Genomic DNA, 19,348 nt, shown 5'->3' on the forward strand with positions numbered 1-19,348 from the left:
GCTCTTTTCTTGTTTTGCGGCAGCTAATTATGTGAATAAATATATATAGATATAGGCACAGCAAAGAACGATGATGTTCATAGGAGGACAAAATAATGGAAAAAATATTGAAAGACAAGCTGCTGGGACTCATAAGAGAAGAGGCATACATTCCGTTGTCGGCCAGGGAACTTGCAGACATATTCGACATACACGATTCTGAAAGGCCAATGTTCTACGAGAAGCTGGACGAGATGGTCAATGAGGGCTATCTTTACAGGACTAAAAAGAAAAAGTACGGCTTGCCTCGGAAGATGAACCTGTTTGTGGGAAGGCTTGAAGTTACGCAAAGGGGATTCGGGTTCATAGTATCGGAAGAGGAAGGACTTGAGGACCTTTTTGTGCCTGCAAACGGCCTGAACGGCGCCCTTCATGGAGACAAGGTAACAGCTCGTATAACCAAATGTGCAGCGGAGGGCAAGAGATCCGAGGGTGAGATAATCAAGGTAATTGAAAGAGGATATTCGACAATAGTTGGTACCTTCGAGGCTAGTGCGAAGTACGGTTTTGTCGTGCCGGACGAGAAAAAGTTCAATATGGACATATACGTGGCAAAGGGCGATGAGATGAAGGCCAAAAATGGAGACAAGGTGGTATGCAAGATAACAAAATGGCCTGAAAGGGGTAGAAGTCCTGAAGGAGAGATAGTAGAGATACTGGGCAAGAAAGGGATTCCAGAGGTTGAGGTGCTTTCGATAATAAGGCAGCACGGCGTACCTGAGGAGTTCCCCAAAAAAGTGCTGAAAGAAGCCGAGTCAATTGATGAGGCAGTTGCTCAGAGCGAGATAGCAAAGAGAGTAGACCTCAGAGGGAAAACAATAATTACTATAGACGGTGCTGACGCTAAGGACCTGGACGATGCGGTATCGGTTGAGCTGCTTCCAAATGGGAATCATATGCTTGGCGTGCACATTGCCGATGTTTCCCATTATGTAAAGGAAAGCTCAAAAATTGACAGAGAGGCGTTAAAACGTGGGACTTCAGTATATTTTGCCGACAGGGTTATACCTATGCTGCCGCAGAAGCTTTCCAACGGAGTATGTAGTCTTAATCCCAACGTCGACAGGCTGACGCTTTCAGTTTCTATGGAGATAGACAAGGAGGGCAAGGTTGTAAAGCATGAGATATTCGAGTCTGTTATAAAGTCACAGGCAAGACTTGTGTATGAGGATATATCCGACATATTGGAAAAGCCGGGCGAAGAAGGCACAAGGCCGCTTGAAGAAAAGTATTCTCATCTGCTTGAGGATTTCAAGAGAATGGAGCAGCTTGCCAGAATACTCATGAATAAGAGGGAGAAAAGGGGCGCCATTGACTTTGACTTCCCCGAAGCGAAGATAGTTTTCGATGAAAAGGGCGGCGTTTTGGACGTCAGAAAATATGACAGAAGGATTTCAAACAGGATAATAGAAGAATTCATGCTCGTATGCAATGAAACTGTCGCAGAGGAATTCTACTGGCTTTCAATACCATTTGTCTACAGGATACATGAAACTCCAGACCTGGAAAAGATGCACGACTTCAACAGATTCATAGCCGCATACGGCTACCATATAAAAGGCGATCTGGAAAGCGTGCATCCAAAGGCACTCCAGGAGCTTGTTCATGAAATAAGAGGCAAAGACGAGGAACTCGCAATAAGCATGATAATGCTAAGATCGCTAAAGCAGGCAAGATATGCACCTGTCAGCAGCGGGCACTTTGGTCTTGCTGCCAAATACTATTCCCATTTTACTTCTCCTATAAGAAGATACCCTGATTTGCAGATACACAGGATAATAAAAGAGTTCCTAAACGGCGGAATAAAGCAAAACAGGATAGAGGAACTCAAAGAGATAGTAGCCAAATCGTCAGAACAGTCATCACTCAGAGAGAGAGAGGCAGACGAAGCAGAAAGGGAAGTAGACGACCTTAAAAAGGCTGAATACATGAGCCACAGGATAGGCGAGGTATATCCGGGTTTTATATCAGGAGTCACTTCCTTCGGGATTTTCGTGCAGCTTGATAATACGGTAGAAGGACTAGTGAGACTTTCCTCAATGGAGGACGACTACTATATATTTGACAGTGAAAAATACATGGTTGTGGGTGAGCGAACCAAGAAGATATTCAAAATAGGAGAAAAGATCAATGTAAGGGTTGAAAGTGTAAACATGGATTTTAGGGAAATAGAATTTGCAATAGCATAACAACAGGCAAAAAACTAAGAAACGGACTGCTGTTCTGAAAAAGCTGCAAGGCCTAAAAGGCGCTTGCAGCTTTTTTTCCCTGTAAGCATATATATAATTCAAAAAAAATGTTGCGCAATTAGTAAATGACTGCTATAATCTTATTATACCCGTGGGGGGTATAATAACGAAAACGGGGGAATCGGAATGAGTGCTATAAAGAACGTAACTTCGGCTGAAGCCAAGAAACTGCTTGATACAAAAAAAGATATATTAGTGATAGATGTCAGGTCCGGAGGGGAGTACCTGGGCGGACACATACCTGGAGCTGTACACATGCCTGTTCCGGAAATGGCGAAAAAAGCAAGCGAACTTAAAGCGCAGACCAACAAGCCAGTGCTTGTATACTGCGCATCGGGCGGAAGAAGCCCAAGGGCAGCTATGCTGCTTGACAAGCTAGAGTTTACAAATGTGTACCACCTTGCCAGCGGGATATCCAGCTGGCCATATGAAATAGAAGCATAAAATTCCATTTAAAGTAAAATGCCCTTACATTAAATAAGTAAAATATTCTACAATGTAAGGGCATTGCTGTTCGAAAATATGTTCGATTATTATGTAAAAATATTGAAAATATATTAGACTATTTTATTGCAGTATGCTATAATCATATATGAAGACAGATATGAAGAATAATCCGTAATACTAGTCACGACAGTGTCTCTATCCAAGAGGTGAAATCAATGGCAGGCGGCAAAAAAATATTAGCTACAAACAAAAAAGCAAGACATGACTACTTCATAGAAGAAACCTATGAGTGTGGAATTGAGCTCAAGGGTACTGAAGTAAAATCGATAAGAGCCGGCAGGATAAATCTCAAGGAAGGGTATGCATCAGTAGAGGGTGGCGAGGTTTTCCTTAGACAGGTGCACATAAGTCCTTACGAGCAAGGCAACATTTTCAATGTGGATCCGGTAAGAGTAAGGAAGCTGCTTCTGCACAAATATGAAATCAGAAAGCTAATAGGAGCAATAAAAGAAAAAGGGTATTCGCTAGTACCACTCTCGGTCTATCTGGTTAACGGAAAAGTAAAGGTTGAATTAGGACTGGCGAAAGGCAAGAAGCTCTACGACAAGAGAGAAGATCTTGCAAAGAAGGATGCGCAAAGAAGGATGCAAAGGGAGCTTTCAGACAGGCACCAATAATCCGGGGATGTAATGGTTTCGACGGGGGTTTGGAGTCTAGAGTAGCGAGTCATGTTTACTCTGGTTCATGTTAAAAAATCGGGGGATTAAATATAATCGCAAACGATAATTACGCTTTAGCAGCCTAGTAGCTGCTCGTCCTGCTCAGCCTCCCGCGAGCTAAGTTAGGGCGTCAAATTAGCGGGGCACTGCTTGCCGGGATGTCTCGACCAGTAAGCGGAACAATCGGGGCTGGCCAGACCTATATCCTGTTGCTGGGAGACAGGTATGGCGAGATTCAAAGCAGCAACTACACTCGTAGAAGCTTTAGGTAAAGGACTTTCGGACAGGGGTTCGACTCCCCTCATCTCCACCAATAAATCCCAATTGCATCTCTTTAAATATTAGAAAGGTCAGATGACCTTTCTTTTTTTATGCATTGAAAAAGCGGCTACTTAGCATTAGCTGCAGCCGCTCATATGATTCCAGAAATTATATTTTGATTTATCTCATCATGAAGTACATTCCAATTATCGCAAGAACCGCTAGAGCTGCACAAATCATCGAAGTAGTTCTTTCTTTGGCATCATCCCAGTGAAAACCACCGCTATCATAAGTCGACATATCAATTTCCCCCTCTCTAAAATAAAATAAATAATTAATTTGAACACGGATTGAAACAATGCTTTAAACGCCGTTTAATTTCTTGATATCTAATACTATTTATACCATGAGAAATGATTTTAAAACATATTATTAACAAAAAAGTTTAATAAGAAAGTTTTATATATGCGACATCTGAAAATCCATATGCTTTGAGTGTTTTAGCAATTTGCTTGATGAAGTATAAAGCTATGAGTTAGAATTAATAATATGAATTAAACTGAGCAGAGATTATAAAGATTTAGGGTATTTCAAGGAGGATTTAATGGAAAAGAAAAAATTGGAAGGCTATATGCTTGTTTCGGATATGGACGGAACTTTGATAGACAGCAGGGGAACTATATCATCAGAGAACATAAAAGCGATAAACAGATTCATTGAATTGGGAGGAATGTTCACCATAGCAACAGGCAGGACTGTGGATTCGGTTAAAAGATATTCACACAGTCTCCCTCTGCAAATGCCATTTGTGATTTACAATGGTTCAAAAATATATGATTTTTCAAGAGAGAAGACTATCTATGAAACATTTCTTGAGGACCGTATAAAGGACATGATAATAAGGCTTGCACAGTTGGAAGGGTCGCTTGGAATAGAAATTTACTGTGAGGAAATGATATTCATATACAGGGAGTGCAGATTTACAGGTAGATTAGAGCAAAAGGGGTATAAGATATATTATGAGGTGCCTTCGTATGCATGGAAAAGAAGCTGGACCAAAATCCTGATAATAGGCGAGGACTACCAGCTTGACGGTTTGGAAAAGACATTCAAAGTCATATTTGGAGAATGCAACCTCATAAGGAGCGATAAAAATTACCTTGAAATTCTTCCGGACGGAGTATCAAAGGGTAAAGGACTGGAAAGACTGTGCGGCTTGGTAGGGGTGAGCATGAGCAATGTGATTGCAGTAGGGGACAATATGAATGACTACGAAATGATAACAATGTCAGGTTACGGCTTTTGTGTGGCCAACGGTTACAAAAAACTTCTTGAAGCGGCGCCGTATACATGCCCGACTAATGACGAGCATGCTATTGAATATGTAGTAAGCTGGGCGCAGAAAAATCTGTAAAAGCAACAGATGATTCTGACGGCGCATACGTTGATGTGGGTTTGTCCTATATGAGCTAAGAATGATGAATGGGGTGATGTCAATGAAGAGGGCTTTATTGCTTGGCGCAATGCTTGTGATTTTTATGTTCTCAGGGGTGGCAAACGCACAGGAAATAAGTGTTGTAATCGACAACAAAAAGGTTGAATTTGATGTTCAGCCGCTAATAGAGAACGGAAGGACGATGGTTCCCTTCAGAAAACTGTTCGAGGAGCTTGGGCTGAAGGTGGATTGGAACGAAGGTCAAAGAACCGCGTCTGCATACAGCAAGGATTCTTCTGCTACTGTAAAAATAGGCGGCAAATATGCATATGTAAATGGCAGGATTGTCGAGTTGGACGTACTGCCCAAGATTGTCGGCGGAAGGACACTGGTGCCAGTAAGATTCATTTCAGAGGCTTTCGGCAGTGAAGTGAAATGGGACAGCCAGAAACAAGTTGTAAGCATAACGACGGGAGCAAAACAAGTACCACAGGCAAAAGAGCTGCCAACAGTGGGGAACTATGAAAAGCTGCTTTCGCTGCTTGAGTATTCGAAAAAATATGCTGAGAGCTACAGCAATATCAGAGAGGTTATGCCGTCGGCTGATACCATGGACAATTCGGGGGGAGCCGAGAGTAAATCGCAAAGCTCAGCTTATTCTGAAACTAATGTTCAGGTTTTGGGAGTTGACGAATCGGACATAGTAAAAACTGATGGTAGCTATATCTACGAGTATAGAAACGGCGGCGTGGCAATAGTAAAGGCATCGGAGGGAAAGCTTTCTCTTGCTGGCGAGATAAAGCTTGACGAGTCATACTCCTCGAATGAGCTATACCTGTACAAAGACATACTGGTAGTAATAGGCAGTTCGCACGATTTCAGGATAATGGAAGACAATGCAAAGTCCAGCATCTGGCCGGGCCCTGCAAATACGGTTAAGGTTAGGATATTTGACATTACGGATAAGGCTTATCCGAAGCTTATAAGGGATATTCGAATAGACGGAGATTATGTGGCATCAAGAGTCACCGGAGGAAGCCTCTACATCGTAGCCAACAAGAATATGTATACGATATTAGGAGGCGAACAAAATGATTTGAGGCCTTCGGCGTATGACAGCGCTGCAGGCGGGGAAGTCAAGATTCCATATGATCAAATAAAGTATTTCCCTGACAGCCCTGATTCAAATTATCTTGTCACAGCAGGTATAGACCTTGATGACATGAAGAAAAAGGCAAACATATCGGCCTACCTTGGTTCGGGACACAACATCTACTGTTCCAACGAAAACCTGTATGTGGCTGCCACAAGATTCAGCTATGACTACGAAGGGAGTACAGGCGAGAAGGAGATATATTATCCCGTATACAAGGTTAACACAGAAGCATACAAATTTGCTTTGGGCGATTCCAGACTTGAATATAAGGCCAAGGGATCGGTGCCGGGAACTTTGCTCAACCAATTTTCGATGGATGAATACAATGGTTATTTCAGACTTGCCACTACGTCGGGGGACTTGTGGAGGAGCGATGAAGGCACTTCAAAGAACAATATATACGTGATGGATTCTTCGATGAATACAGCTGGGAAACTCGAAGGTCTGGCTCCGACGGAGAGGATATACTCGGTAAGGTTTATGGGAGACAGAGCCTACATGGTGACGTTCAGGCAGGTGGATCCGTTCTATGTTGTCGATTTGGCAATCCCTGAAACTCCAAGGGTGCTTGGATACCTCAAGATACCAGGTTTTAGCGACTACCTGCATCCTTATGATGAAAATCACATAATAGGATTCGGCAAGGAAACTGAAGTGACTAAAGGCGGCGTAGTTACAAAGGGCATGAAAATAGGAATGATTGATGTAAGTAATGTTGCAAACCCAATTGAAATGCACAAGATAGTGATAGGTGACAGCGGAACATATTCGGAGCTTCTTGGCAACCACAAGGCGCTTTTGTTCTCAAAGGAAAAATCTCTTATGGCTTTTCCTGTAACTGTAATGAGCAAGGAATCTGACGGTATAGTGAGATTCTCGTACCAGGGAGCGTACGCTTATACAGTCGACCTTCAAAAAGGATTCATACTGAGGGGGAGGGCTACGCACCTCACGCAGGAAGATTACGCAAAGGCTGGAGACTACTGGTATGAAAGTGACAAGAACATAAAAAGAATAATATATATAGGGAACTATGCCTATACAATATCAAACAGCCAGATTAAATCGCATGACATAAAGGACATGTCAATAATAAACAGCCTCAGCCTAGAGAACAAATAAATTCTAACAAGCCGGACATGAATATTTTATTTGATGTGTCCGGCTTGTTTTGTTTGAATTGCCGCAAAATGTCAGATGATGTTTCGGTTGCAACAAATAATGTTCGATATAGCTTTAAGGTATGGTATAATAGCATTTGGCTAAAAAAATGATTGAGAAAAGACTAATAGTGGAGGTAAGAAATTGGAAGATAAAAGAAATCTCATATATCAGCTGGACGGAAAGCCGCCTCTTGCAACGGCTATACCACTTGGGCTCCAGCATGTACTGGCAATGTTTGTGGGCAATGTAACTCCGATTATAATAATAGCTGGTGTTCTGAATCTTTCTGTTCAGGAAAAGTCCTTCATGATTCAGTGCGCAATGTTCGTAGCAGGTCTCGTTTCTCTGGTGCAGTGCTATCCGATAGGACCCGTGGGGGCAAGGCTGCCAATAATAATGGGGACAAGCTTTGGCTTTCTGCCGGTATGTATTGCAATAGGCATGAAATACGGCCTTCCGGGTGTTCTGGGAGCTGTCTTTGCCGGAGGAGTATTCCAGGTTTTCATAGGCTTCACCATGAAATACATAAGAAAATACTTTCCGCCTCTTGTAACGGGGATTGTCCTTCTTGCAATAGGCCTTTCTCTTGTAGGCACAGGCATGAAATATTTTGCAGGCGGAGTAGGTGCCGAAGATTTCGGTTCCATTCAGAATCTCATGCTTGGAGCAGTAGTGCTTGTGACGCTTCTATACTTCAAGCAGTTTACAAAAGGCATGACCAGCATGTCGGCTGTTCTGATAGCACTTATAGTAGGGTATGTTGTGGCAATTCCAATGGGTAAAATTAATTTTGAAGCAGTTGCTAATGCTCACTGGTTTTCCATGCCAGTTCCTTTAAGGTTTGGTATGGAATTCCACATAGACGCTATGCTTTCGATGTTTGTGATGAATGTGATATCAACTGTAGAAACAGTTGGCAACACATGCGGAATCGTATCAGGCGGAATCGGAGGAAGATGTGCTACGGACAGGGAGGTGTCAGGCGCAGTCATAGCTGATGGCTTGGGAACATCATTTGCAGCGCTTTTCAACGTGCTTCCAAATACATCCTATGGACAAAATGTGGGCATTATCGCAATGACAAGGGTCATAAACAGATTTGCCGTCGCTACAGGGGCTATGTTCCTTCTTCTGGCAGGTTTTTTCCCGAAGTTGGGCGCTATTGTGGCCGTAATGCCGCCTAGCGTGCTTGGAGGTGCTGCTATTGTAATGTTCAGCATGATGGTGGTCAGCGGCATAAACCAGGTTACTGAAGAGCCTCTTCGAGGCAAAAATGGTACCATACTTGCCGTTTCACTGGGCCTTGGACTTGGATTCAGCCTTGTTCCGGATGCCACAAAGCATTTCCCACACATGATAAAGATGCTTTTTGAAGGCTCTGGCGTAGCTGTTGCGACCTTTATAGCCATATTCCTAAATATAATACTTCCTGACGATGCTGATGCGAAGCTCAAAAAGCTACATAATGCCGGCAAAGAGGAAGACGATAATATTTGTAAAATCTAATTGGATAAAGCTATAATATAATTATGGGTTATGATATTGGGAATGCATATTTGTATTCCAGCTATAATATGGTTTTCCGGAGGTTTTAATATGAAAAAGATTGTAGGCAAAGGTTACAATAAGATAGACGGAATGGCCATTTCGACAGGCAAACCTGTTTATACTGACGATTTGGCAATGAAGGACGCTCTTGTGATAAAGTTGCTAAGGAGTCCTCATGCTTTTGCAAAGATAAAAAATATAGACACTTCGAAGGCACAGGGGCTCGACGGAGTGGAATGCGTATTCACATACAAGGATGTTCCTAATGTAAGATTCACATTGGCCGGACAGTCATATCCGGAGCCGTCTCCGTATGACAGGCTAATACTCGAAGACATGGTGAGGTATGTCGGTGACGAGGTAGCTATAGTTGCGGCAAAGGATGAAAAGACTGCTGAAAAAGCCCTGGGGCTGATAAAAGTAGAGTACGAGGTGCTCCAGCCGGTGCTTGATTTTGAAGAGGCTATAGGCCATAAATCAATAATCCATCCAGAGAACGATTTGCATTGCAATTTCAACATAGGCCTCGACAAGAACAGGAACATAGCGACATACCACAAGGCAGAGTTTGGGAACGACATGGAAGAGGAAATTGCAAAGTGCGATGTGGTTGTCGAGCAGACGTATTACACTCAGGCGCAGGCTCAAGCCATGATGGAGACATTCAGGTCTTTTTGCTATCTTGACCATACGGGAAGGCTGATTATAGTATCATCGACTCAAATACCATTCCATGTAAGAAGGCATGTTGCCAGGGCGCTTGAGATTCCGGCAAGCAAGATAAGAGTCATTAAGCCGAGAATAGGCGGAGGTTTTGGCGCAAAACAGACTGCGGCAGTCGAAATATTCAATGCGCTTGTTACACTTAGGACAGGCAAGCCTTCAAAGATAGTGTACGACAGACAGGAAACCTTTAGCTGCACTACAAGCAGACATGCAATGAGGATCAAGGTAAGGATGGGAGCAACGAATGACGGTACAATTAGAGCCGTTGACATAGAGGCTCTGTCTGACACAGGCGCACATGGAGAGCATGCACCTACTGTGTTTGCAGTGGCAGGCGAAAAGACTCTGCCGCTCTACAACAAGGCTGTTGCTCTAAGATATCACGGACATGCAGTATATACCAACAAGATGCCCGCAGGAGCATTGAGGGGCTACGGGGCCACGCAGGGAACATTCGCGCAGGAATGCGCAGTGAATGAGCTGGCTCATAAGCTCGGCATGGATCCGACTGAGCTCAGGCTTAAGAACCTAATAAAAGAGGGCGAGAGCACCATAGCATATGGCAAGACATTTGCCAGCTCGGCTCTTGATGCGTGCATACAAAAAGGAAAGCAAATGATAGGGTGGGATGAAAAATACCCGTCAAGGCAGATAACAGAAAACAAGGTAAGGGCCGTAGGAATGGCCGTTACAATGCAGGGCTCGGGAATCGCCCATGTGGATACTGCATCTGCAGAAATTAAGCTCAACGACGACGGCAGCTACACGCTCTATGTAGGCTCAACAGACATGGGAACAGGCAGCGATACGATACTGGCCCAGATGGCAGCAGAGACGCTCAATACGCAGCTTGACAACATAGTAGTCAATGCCTCTGACACTGATATATCGCCGTACGATCCGGGCTCATACGCCTCGAGCACGACATATGTGACAGGAATGGCTGTTGTAAGGGCGGCTGAGGAACTCATAGCCAACATGAAGCAAATGGCGGCCAGGAAGCTCGACGCAGTTGAAGATGAGTTTGAGTTTGACGGAGAAAAGGTATACTCTACTAAAGGAGATAAATCAATTTCGATACAAAAGCTGGCAGAGACGCTTCTTGTAGGTACTGTATCGAAGCAGCTTTCAGGCAGCGGAACATATGGAAGCCCTGTATCGCCTCCGCCTTTTATAGCCGGATTTGCTGAGATAGAGCTGGACAAGGAAACTGGCAAATTTGATGTTATAGATTACGTCGCAGTAGTAGACTGCGGCACCGTAATAAACCCCAACCTTGCCAGGATACAGGTTGAAGGCGGCATAGCACAGGGTATAGGCATGGCCATGTACGAGGACGTTGTATACACTTCAAAGGGCAGAATGGTTACGGATTCCTTTATGCAGTACAAAATTCCTTGCAGGGAGGACATTGCAAGCATAAGGGTGGATTTCGAGGAGAGTCACGAGCCTACAGGGCCTTTCGGTGCAAAATCAGTTGGAGAGGTTGTAATAAATACTCCGCCTCCAGCTATAGCAGCTGCTGTTTTTAATGCATGTGGAGTTAATGTAAGAAGCCTGCCTATAACGACTGAAAAGATATTTATGGGTGTCAATGCCAAATAGCAAAAGGCCTTAGGACTATAAAACTATTTAATCTATTCATGAAATCTAGTATTTTATAATGGTAATGATGGATATATATATCCAAAAGACATTTAATCTCCGAAATGGCAAAGCTCCCGAAAGGGAATGACGCAAAGCCACGGGCCTAAGGCGAAAGCTATGGCGGCCGGGCTGCCGAAGAGAACACAGTGATATAAAAATCATCTGGAGATTATATGCCTGAAAATAAAAAGGAGGAATTTATAATGCGAAGGATGAGAAGGGTATTGTCGCTGCTTGTAGTTTTCATGCTGCTTTTTTCTTCAGTGGCAATGGCGAAAGGACCATCTGATTCAAAGAAGAGTCCAAAGGCCAAGGCATCAGTAAAAACTGAGAAAGTAAAGCCGGCGGAAAAAGCCGAAAATGAAAAAACTGACGGCATCAAAAAAAGTGATGCGTACGGCAATCTGCCTGAAAATGCTGCAAAAGGAAAGCAGCCGCAGTTTGTGGCTGAAAAAAAGGCCTATATGGCGCAGGTAAAAGAGCTTAAGAAAGAGATGAAGTCTCTCGCGAAAAGCGGATATACGGCTGAAGAGCTTCAGCAGATTACTGACAAGGCATCAGCTCTTGAAGCCCAGTATCCTGGAGTAAAAGCAATGCCGGTTGATAGCATAATATCAAACAAGGCCAAGCTTAAGTTTGATGTGCCGCCGGTCATAAAGGAAGGCAGAATGCTAATACCTGTTCGTGCAGTAACAGAAGGCATGGGCGCGACAGTTGTATGGAATCAGGAAGAGCAGAGCGTGACAATATCAAAGGATGGCACTGAAATAGTAATAAAGCTCGGTGAAGGGACAGCAGCGGTTAACGGAGCTCAGACAGAGCTGGGAGTTACAGCTCAAACCTTCAACAACAGAACTTTTGTGCCTCTTAGATTTATTGCTGAAAGTCTTGGATTGAGCGTGGATTGGGACGAAGAAACTCAGACAGTGGAAATAGATGAAGAGGAATCTGAGCCTACAGCTGATAATACATCAGAAGATCAGTCACAGGAAACTCCTGTAGCTGATGAAACTATTGCAGTTGATGAAGAGCCTCAGACCGATGGTGCTGACGTACCAGCTGAGGCACAGCAGCCTACAGCTGACGATACTTCAGCTGAGCAACCACAAGAAACTTCCCCAGCCGATGAAGCTGCTGCAGACGAACAGATTGACCAGCCTGTAGCCATCGAGGTTCAGCCGTAATAGATACGTATAATATTATTCAATCAACAAATATGAAAGCACCTGACGAGCAAAATGCCGCATCAGGTGCTTTTCTTCATTCTATATAACGATTATAAAGTTACTCAAGGAACGACGGTGTTGACAGGTAACGCTCTCCTGTGTCAGGAAGTAGCACTACTATTGTCTTGCCTGCATTTTCAGGTCTTAAAGCCAGCTGAGTGGCTGCAAATGCAGCTGCGCCTGATGATATGCCCACAAGAAGTCCCTCTGTCTTGGAAAGCTTCCTTGATGTGGCAAAAGCATCTTCGTTTTTGACAGCTATAATTTCATCATATACTCCTGTGTTGAGTGTCGCCGGTACAAAACCTGCTCCTATTCCCTGGATTTTGTGCGGACCAGCCTTGCCTTGTGAAAGAACGGGTGAATCGGCAGGTTCCACAGCTACAACTTTTATTTCTGGGTTTTGGGACTTGAGGTATTCTCCAACGCCTGTGATCGTGCCCCCGGTGCCGATGCCAGCCACGAAAATGTCAACCTTGCCGTCTGTGTCTGCATAGATTTCAGGGCCTGTTGTCTTTCTGTGAACCTCTGGATTGGCAGGGTTTACAAACTGGCCTGGTATGAAAGCTCCGGGGATTTCCTTGGCGAGTTCTTCGGCTTTGTCTATTGCCCCCTTCATACCAAGAGAGCCGTCAGTCAGCACAAGCTCAGCTCCGTATGCCTTTAGCAGATTTCTTCTTTCAACGCTCATTGTCTCAGGCATTGTAAGTATTATGCGGTAGCCTTTGGCAGCGGCCACTGACGCAAGGCCTATGCCGGTATTGCCGCTAGTCGGCTCGATTATTACAGAATCCGGATTGAGAATGCCCTTTGCCTCGGCCTCGGCTATCATAGCATATCCGATTCTGTCCTTTACGCTGCCTGCTGGATTGAAGTACTCGAGCTTTGCAACAATTTTGGCTTTCAGGTCATTTTGTATTGAATAATTGCCAAGCTCCAAAAGCGGGGTGTTACCTATAAGATCAGTCAAGCTTGAATAAATCCTAGCCATATTTAATCGCCCTCCATTTCATATAAAACATATATGATTGATATGTTTTAATGATAGTAAATTTTTGACTCTTTGTCAATAGTTTTATGTAAAAAAATCGAACGAAAAATATAAAAAATAATAGCAGATTCCCATTCGATGGAATCTGCTATTATCAAGCTTTTAAAGCATTGTATCAAGTCTCAAAGCAATTTCTTTAAGGAAATCCGCAGTATTTACAACTTTAATATCTTTTATTTCAGAAAGTGAAGCAAGGTCCTTAGTCATAACGCCTTCCTCTATAGTCTGTATAGAGGCTTTCTCAAGCTTGTTTGCAAAGTCCACAAGCTCGGCTATTCCATCAAGCTCTCCACGCTTTCTTAGGGCGCCCGTCCATGCAAAAATAGTGGCCATGGAATTGGTAGAAGTCTCTTCGCCCTTGAGGTGCTTGTAGTAGTGTCTAGTAACAGTGCCGTGAGCGGCTTCATACTCGAAGTTGCCGTCTGGGGATACTAGGACAGAAGTCATCATGGCTAGGCTGCCGAAAGCCGACGCAACCATGTCTGACATTACATCTCCATCGTAGTTCTTGCAGGCCCATATAACTCCGCCCTCTGACCTTATTATACGAGCTACAACGTCGTCTATAAGAGTATAGAAGTATGTTATGCCGGCCTCTTCGAATTTAGTCTTGTATTCGTTTTCGAATATTTCGTCGAATATGTCCTTGAACCTATGGTCATATACCTTTGATATAGTGTCCTTTGTTGAGAACCAAAGCTCCTGCTTAGTGTCGAGCGCATAGTTGAAGCATGATCTTGCAAAGCTCGCTATTGATTTGTCCAGATTGTGAACTCCCTGTATAACTCCAGGACCGTCAAAGTCGAATATTGTGTGCTTTGTAACCTCTCCACTCTCTGAAGTGAAAACAAGCTCTGCCTTGCCTTTGCCTTCAACCCTGTATTCCACATTCCTGTATACATCACCATACGCATGTCTGGCTATTGTTATAGGCTTTTTCCAGCTCTTAACGAAAGGTTTTATGCTGTCTACTGTTATAGGTGCGCGGAATACAGTGCCGTCTAGTATTGCCCTTATAGTGCCGTTAGGGCTTTTCCACATCTGTTTTAGATTGTATTCAGTGACCCTCTGAGCATTAGGAGTTATAGTAGCACATTTCACGGCCACGCCGTATTTTTTAGTTGCGAGAGCCGAGTCGACAGTTATCTGGTCGTCAGTTTCATCTCTCTTTTCAAGGCCAAGGTCATAGTATTCTGTATTCAGGTCAATATATGGGAGCAGAAGTATGTCCTTAATGTCCTTCCAGATTATTCTGGTCATTTCGTCTCCGTCCATCTCTACAAGGGGAGTCTTCATTTGAATTTTATTTGCCATAAAATTTCTCCTTTCGGTATAATTAAACTTTTTAAATGATAAAACTTTGTCTAATGGACTTATTATACACTTTGATAATACTAATAAGCAATAGTTTAAGCTGGCTTTGGAAATGTTTATTGTGAAGTACAATATGCAACCTCGGAGTTGAAAAATTTCAAAACAAAAAAGCTCCGGAATAAATTCCGAAGCCTTAAAAGATTTGCTTTTGCCGTTTTACACTTCAACTATCCAGCCTTCGGGAGCTTCTACGTCTCCAAACTGTATTCCGCACAGGGTATCATATAACTTTCTAGTCACAGGTCCTACTTCTGTCTCGCTAAAGAACACATGGAGGCTGCCCTTATGCTCTATTCCGCCTATAGGAGTTATAACAGCTGCAGTACCGCATGCGCCTGCTTCAGCAAAATCATCCAGTCTGTCTATAGGCACGTCTCTTTCTTCAACAGGCAATCCCAGGTATTCTTTGGCTACATGCATAAGAGAATATTTGGTTATGCTCGGAAGAATAGATTCTGAAAATGGAGTTACGAATTTGTTGTCCTTAGTAATTCCAAAGAAGTTTGCAGCGCCTACTTCCTCTATATTTGTGTGAGTGGCAGGATCAAGATATATACAGTCTGCGAAGCCTTTCTTTACTGCGATTTCATGAGGCAGCATGCTTGCTGCGTAGTTGCCGCCAACTTTTGCGGCGCCGGTTCCGTAAGGAGCCGCTCTGTCGTAGTCTGAAACCATGAAGTTAACAGGTGCAAGTCCGCCCTTGAAGTATGCGCCTACAGGAACGCAGAATACGCAGAACAGGAATTCAGGCGCCGGCTTAACTCCGAGATTGTCGCCAACTCCTATTACAAAAGGACGAAGATAAAGAGTAGCGCCTGTTCCGTAAGGTGGTACATACTTTTCATTAGCCTGGACAACCTTTTTACATGCGTCTATGAATATTTCCTCGGGAAGCTCAGGCATCAGAAGCCTTCTGCAGCTGCTGTTGAGACGCTTTGCATTCTGGTCAGGTCTGAAAAGCTGGATTTTGCCGTCTTTTCTTCTGTATGCCTTAAGTCCTTCAAAACACTGCTGTCCGTAGTGAAGCGCCGCAGAAGACTCGCTAATTCTCAGCATGTTGTCTTCAACAAGCTCGCCTTCGCCCCACTTGCCGTCCTTCCAAGAGCAAATATACCTGTAATCAGTTTTCATATAGGCAAATCCAAGTTTGCCCCAGTCGATGTCAACCTGTTTTTCCATTTTATACCTCCTATAGAATGAGTGATTTAATATGAAGGTGCTTGTTCCGATATTATAAGTTATACCACTAAACAATTAAAAAACTCATTTTGTTTTTTAAAATATTATAAAACAAAGACAGGTTTATATGCAATCCTTGGTGGATACGGACAGCAAAATGGGTATTATTGTATCATGAAAATAAAACGAGGTGATATCATTGAATATAGCTGGATTAATAGATCATACAATACTAAAGCCCGACGCTTCAAAAAGCGAAATAGAGAGGGTGTGCCGCGAAGCCTTGGAATATGGCTTTGCAAGCGTATGTGTAAATGGCTGCAATGTGGAATATGCATGCAGGATGCTGAGAGGAAGTAGCATAAAGATTGCAAGTGTTGTTGGCTTTCCTCTTGGCGCCATGCATGCCTCAGCCAAAGCCTTTGAAGCAAGGACAGCAGTAGAGTCAGGTGCCGGGGAAATAGACATGGTAATGAATATCGGTGCGTTCAAGGACGGCGATTATGATGTTGTCATAGGCGACATAAAGGACGTTGTAACGGCTGCCAAAGGCGCAGCTGTGAAGGTCATAATAGAAACCTGCCTGCTTTCAAGGGAGGAGATAGTAAAGGCCAGCAAACTGGTTAAGGAATCCGGTGCGGCATTTGTAAAGACATCGACAGGCTTTTCAAGATCAGGCGCCAACGAAGAGGATATAGCGCTCATAAGAAGCGCTGTCGGAGCAGATTTTGGGATAAAGGCATCTGGAGGAATAAGAACATATGAGGATGCCGTTCGTATGATAGAGGCGGGAGCCACCAGAATAGGCGCAAGCCTTTCTGTGGATATTGCAAAGGGCGGAGAAAGCAAATAATATACAAGGATGGTGTTTGGGGTGTCATACGAAAAACGAATACAAAAAGCTGCAGAATATATAAGGGAAAAGATTGGGGAGCCGCTTCCCAAAATAGGACTAATATTGGGTTCGGGGCTAGGCGAGCTGGCAGACAGGATTGAAGACGCAATTACTTTGGAATACTCGAAAATACCTAAATTTCCGGTGTCGACCGTGGAAGGCCACAGCGGGAGGCTTGTATTTGGAAAGCTTTGTGGCAGGCAAGTTGTAGCTATGCAAGGCAGGTTCCACTACTACGAAGGCTACGATATGAAGGACGTGACATTGCCGGTCAGAGTGATGAAGCTTTTGGGAGTCGAAACACTCATAGTGACAAATGCCGCGGGGGCCGTAAACATCTCCTTTTCTCCGGGAGAGCTCATGCTAATTAGCGACCACATCAACTTGACATTTGAGAGCCCTTTAAGGGGCAAAAATATGGACGACTACGGAGTCCGCTTCCCAGATATGACGAATGCATATGACGAGAGCCTCAGAGGGATTGTAAAATCTTTAGCGGCTGAAAACGGCATAAAGCTAAACGAAGGCGTATACGCATGTATGGGAGGGCCGGCCTACGAGACTCCGGCTGAAATCAGGATGCTCAGGGTGCTTGGAGCGGATGCGGTAGGCATGTCGACTGTGCCTGAGGTGATATGCGCTGTGCACAGCGGAATGAGAGTAATAGGAATATCGTGCGTTACAAACATGGGTGCAGGGATACTAAAGCAGCCGCTTGACCACAGCGAGGTCATGAGGACATCAGAAATGGCCAGAGAAAGCTTTGTCAGCCTTCTTTCTATGACAATTGAAAGGCTGTGATGGCAAACGGAGGCAAACTGGAACTGCTGCTGCAATGAAGAAATAGATAAGTCGGTTCACTTCAATATGCAAGGGGAGCTTAAAATATGAGAATGTACGACATAATCAAAAGTAAAAGAGACGGACATGAACTTACTGACAAGGAAGTAGATTTTTTCGTAGAGGGATACACGAGGGGAGAAATTCCAGACTATCAGGCTTCAGCGCTGCTTATGGCCATATACTTTCAGAAGATGGGCAAAGAGGAGACTTCAAATCTTACAATGGCAATGGCAAGGAGCGGAGACATGTTGGACCTTTCTCTCATAAAAGGCACCAAGGTGGACAAGCACAGTACCGGGGGAGTGGGAGACAAGACTACTCTCGTGGTTGCGCCCTTGGTTGCTGCCGCGGGCGTGCCTGTAGCAAAGATGTCCGGCAGGGGGCTTGGACATACTGGCGGTACTATAGACAAGCTCGAAGGCATTCCCGGTTTTGATGTCAGCATGAATATTGAGGAATTCATAAGCAATGTCAATGAGACTGGTATAGCAATCAGCGCCCAGACAGGCAATCTGGCTCCAGCTGACAAAAAGCTCTATGCCCTGCGGGATGTTACGGCGACTGTCGATAATATGTCGCTCATAGCAAGCAGTGTAATGAGCAAGAAGATAGCATCCGGGGCTGACGCAATAGTGCTGGATGTCAAAACGGGAAGTGGCGCATTCATGAAGGATGACGAGAGCGCATTCGAGCTGGCGAGAGAGATGGTGGATATAGGCAATGGTGTCGGAAGAAGGACAGTGGCCTTGGTTACAGACATGAGCCAACCCCTTGGGAATGCCGTCGGAAACGTGCTTGAGGTGATAGAAGCGATAGAAACCTTGAGAGGAGAAGGGCCGCAAGACCTAAGGGAGATTTCACTTGCGCTTGGAGCCCAGATGCTGCTGTTCGGCGGGAAGGCCGAAAGCGTTGAGGAAGGCAGATACATACTTGAAGAGCTCATATTGTCAGGAAAAGGCCTTGAAAAGCTAAAGGAGCTTGTAGAGGCCCAGGGCGGCGACGCTTCATGCATAGACGATACATCGAAGTTGAAAAAGGCAAGCATTCAAATTGACGTCATGTCTGAAAAGGAAGGCTATGTAGCGTCCATACAGGCCGATGAGATAGGAAGGGCCGCACTTGTGCTCGGAGCAGGAAGGGAGACAAAAGAGAGCGAAATAGACCTGTCAGTTGGTGTTGTTGTACATAAAAAGATTGGTGATCGAATTGAAAAGGGCGAATCTCTAGCTACAATTCATGCAAACGATATGCAGAGTGCAGAGGAGGCGAAGCAGATAATAACAGCAGCTTATGAAATATCCGGCGGAATTGTTGAAAAGCCGCAACTGATAAAGGGGATTGTAACGAGAGAAGGAACTATAATGTTCTAAGCCGGAGCAACCATTAAGG

14 protein-coding genes, 1 other RNA gene and 1 riboswitch are annotated in these 19,348 nt (G+C 44.2%); of the genes, 12 read left to right on the forward strand and 3 right to left on the reverse strand.

Features of this window, described 5'->3' with window-relative positions; translation table 11 throughout:
* The first annotated feature begins 95 nt into the window (after positions 1-95).
* The 9 genes from rnr to GT589_RS09975 all read left to right on the forward strand — a co-directional run bounded on the left by rnr (position 96) and on the right by GT589_RS09975 (position 12,575).
* Positions 96-2,228 carry a ribonuclease R gene (rnr, locus tag GT589_RS09935; protein ID WP_293398528.1) on the forward strand — a complete coding sequence of 711 codons (2,133 nt, stop codon included), beginning with the start codon at positions 96-98 and terminating at the stop codon, positions 2,226-2,228.
* A gap of 186 nt (positions 2,229-2,414) precedes the next feature.
* On the forward strand, positions 2,415-2,732 hold the full coding sequence (locus GT589_RS09940) for a rhodanese-like domain-containing protein (protein WP_293398529.1): 318 nt from the start codon (positions 2,415-2,417) through the stop codon (positions 2,730-2,732).
* A gap of 218 nt (positions 2,733-2,950) precedes the next feature.
* Positions 2,951-3,412, forward strand: a complete 462-nt coding sequence (gene smpB / locus GT589_RS09945; RefSeq protein ID WP_293398530.1) for an SsrA-binding protein SmpB — start codon at positions 2,951-2,953, stop codon at positions 3,410-3,412.
* Between the two features lie 3 nt (positions 3,413-3,415).
* Positions 3,416-3,767: a transfer-messenger RNA gene (ssrA, locus tag GT589_RS09950) on the forward strand.
* 552 nt (positions 3,768-4,319) lie between these two features.
* Positions 4,320-5,129 carry a Cof-type HAD-IIB family hydrolase gene (locus GT589_RS09955; protein WP_293398531.1) on the forward strand — a complete coding sequence of 270 codons (810 nt, stop codon included), beginning with the start codon at positions 4,320-4,322 and terminating at the stop codon, positions 5,127-5,129.
* A gap of 82 nt (positions 5,130-5,211) precedes the next feature.
* Positions 5,212-7,428: a beta-propeller domain-containing protein gene (locus GT589_RS09960; protein ID WP_293398532.1), complete on the forward strand. Its 2,217-nt coding sequence runs from the start codon at positions 5,212-5,214 to the stop codon at positions 7,426-7,428.
* A 183-nt stretch (positions 7,429-7,611) separates the two neighbouring features.
* Positions 7,612-8,976: a uracil-xanthine permease family protein gene (locus tag GT589_RS09965; protein WP_293398533.1), complete on the forward strand. Its 1,365-nt coding sequence runs from the start codon at positions 7,612-7,614 to the stop codon at positions 8,974-8,976.
* Positions 8,977-9,066: 90 nt separating this feature from the next.
* Entirely contained in the window at positions 9,067-11,349 is a 2,283-nt protein-coding gene (locus GT589_RS09970) for a xanthine dehydrogenase family protein molybdopterin-binding subunit (RefSeq protein ID WP_293398534.1), read from the forward strand.
* 96 nt (positions 11,350-11,445) lie between these two features.
* A riboswitch (cyclic di-GMP riboswitch) is annotated at positions 11,446-11,528 on the forward strand.
* Between the two features lie 66 nt (positions 11,529-11,594).
* A complete protein-coding gene (locus GT589_RS09975; protein WP_293398535.1) occupies positions 11,595-12,575 on the forward strand; it encodes a copper amine oxidase N-terminal domain-containing protein in 981 nt (326 codons plus the stop codon).
* A gap of 100 nt (positions 12,576-12,675) precedes the next feature.
* On the opposite strand, the gene cysK is transcribed toward GT589_RS09975, so the two are convergent.
* From cysK to GT589_RS09990, 3 genes are all read right to left on the reverse strand, one after another.
* A complete protein-coding gene (gene cysK, locus GT589_RS09980; protein ID WP_293398536.1) occupies positions 12,676-13,608 on the reverse strand; it encodes a cysteine synthase A in 933 nt (310 codons plus the stop codon).
* Between the two features lie 162 nt (positions 13,609-13,770).
* Complete coding sequence (locus GT589_RS09985; RefSeq protein ID WP_293398537.1) at positions 13,771-14,982, reverse strand: NADP-dependent isocitrate dehydrogenase; 1,212 nt, start codon at positions 14,980-14,982, stop codon at positions 13,771-13,773.
* A 216-nt stretch (positions 14,983-15,198) separates the two neighbouring features.
* Positions 15,199-16,221, reverse strand: a complete 1,023-nt coding sequence (locus GT589_RS09990) for a branched-chain amino acid aminotransferase (protein ID WP_293398538.1) — start codon at positions 16,219-16,221, stop codon at positions 15,199-15,201.
* Positions 16,222-16,411: 190 nt separating this feature from the next.
* On the opposite strand from GT589_RS09990, the gene deoC reads away from it, so the two are divergent.
* The 3 genes from deoC to GT589_RS10005 all read left to right on the forward strand — a co-directional run bounded on the left by deoC (position 16,412) and on the right by GT589_RS10005 (position 19,329).
* Positions 16,412-17,074, forward strand: a complete 663-nt coding sequence (gene deoC, locus GT589_RS09995; protein WP_334296570.1) for a deoxyribose-phosphate aldolase — start codon at positions 16,412-16,414, stop codon at positions 17,072-17,074.
* Between the two features lie 21 nt (positions 17,075-17,095).
* Positions 17,096-17,917, forward strand: a complete 822-nt coding sequence (locus GT589_RS10000) for a purine-nucleoside phosphorylase (protein ID WP_293398540.1) — start codon at positions 17,096-17,098, stop codon at positions 17,915-17,917.
* Between the two features lie 86 nt (positions 17,918-18,003).
* Positions 18,004-19,329, forward strand: a complete 1,326-nt coding sequence (locus GT589_RS10005) for a pyrimidine-nucleoside phosphorylase (RefSeq protein WP_293398542.1) — start codon at positions 18,004-18,006, stop codon at positions 19,327-19,329.
* Positions 19,330-19,348: the final 19 nt, after the last annotated feature.

The sequence above is a fragment of the Peptoclostridium sp. genome, assembly GCF_009881055.1.
GTDB lineage: Bacteria > Bacillota > Clostridia > Peptostreptococcales > Peptostreptococcaceae > Peptoclostridium_A.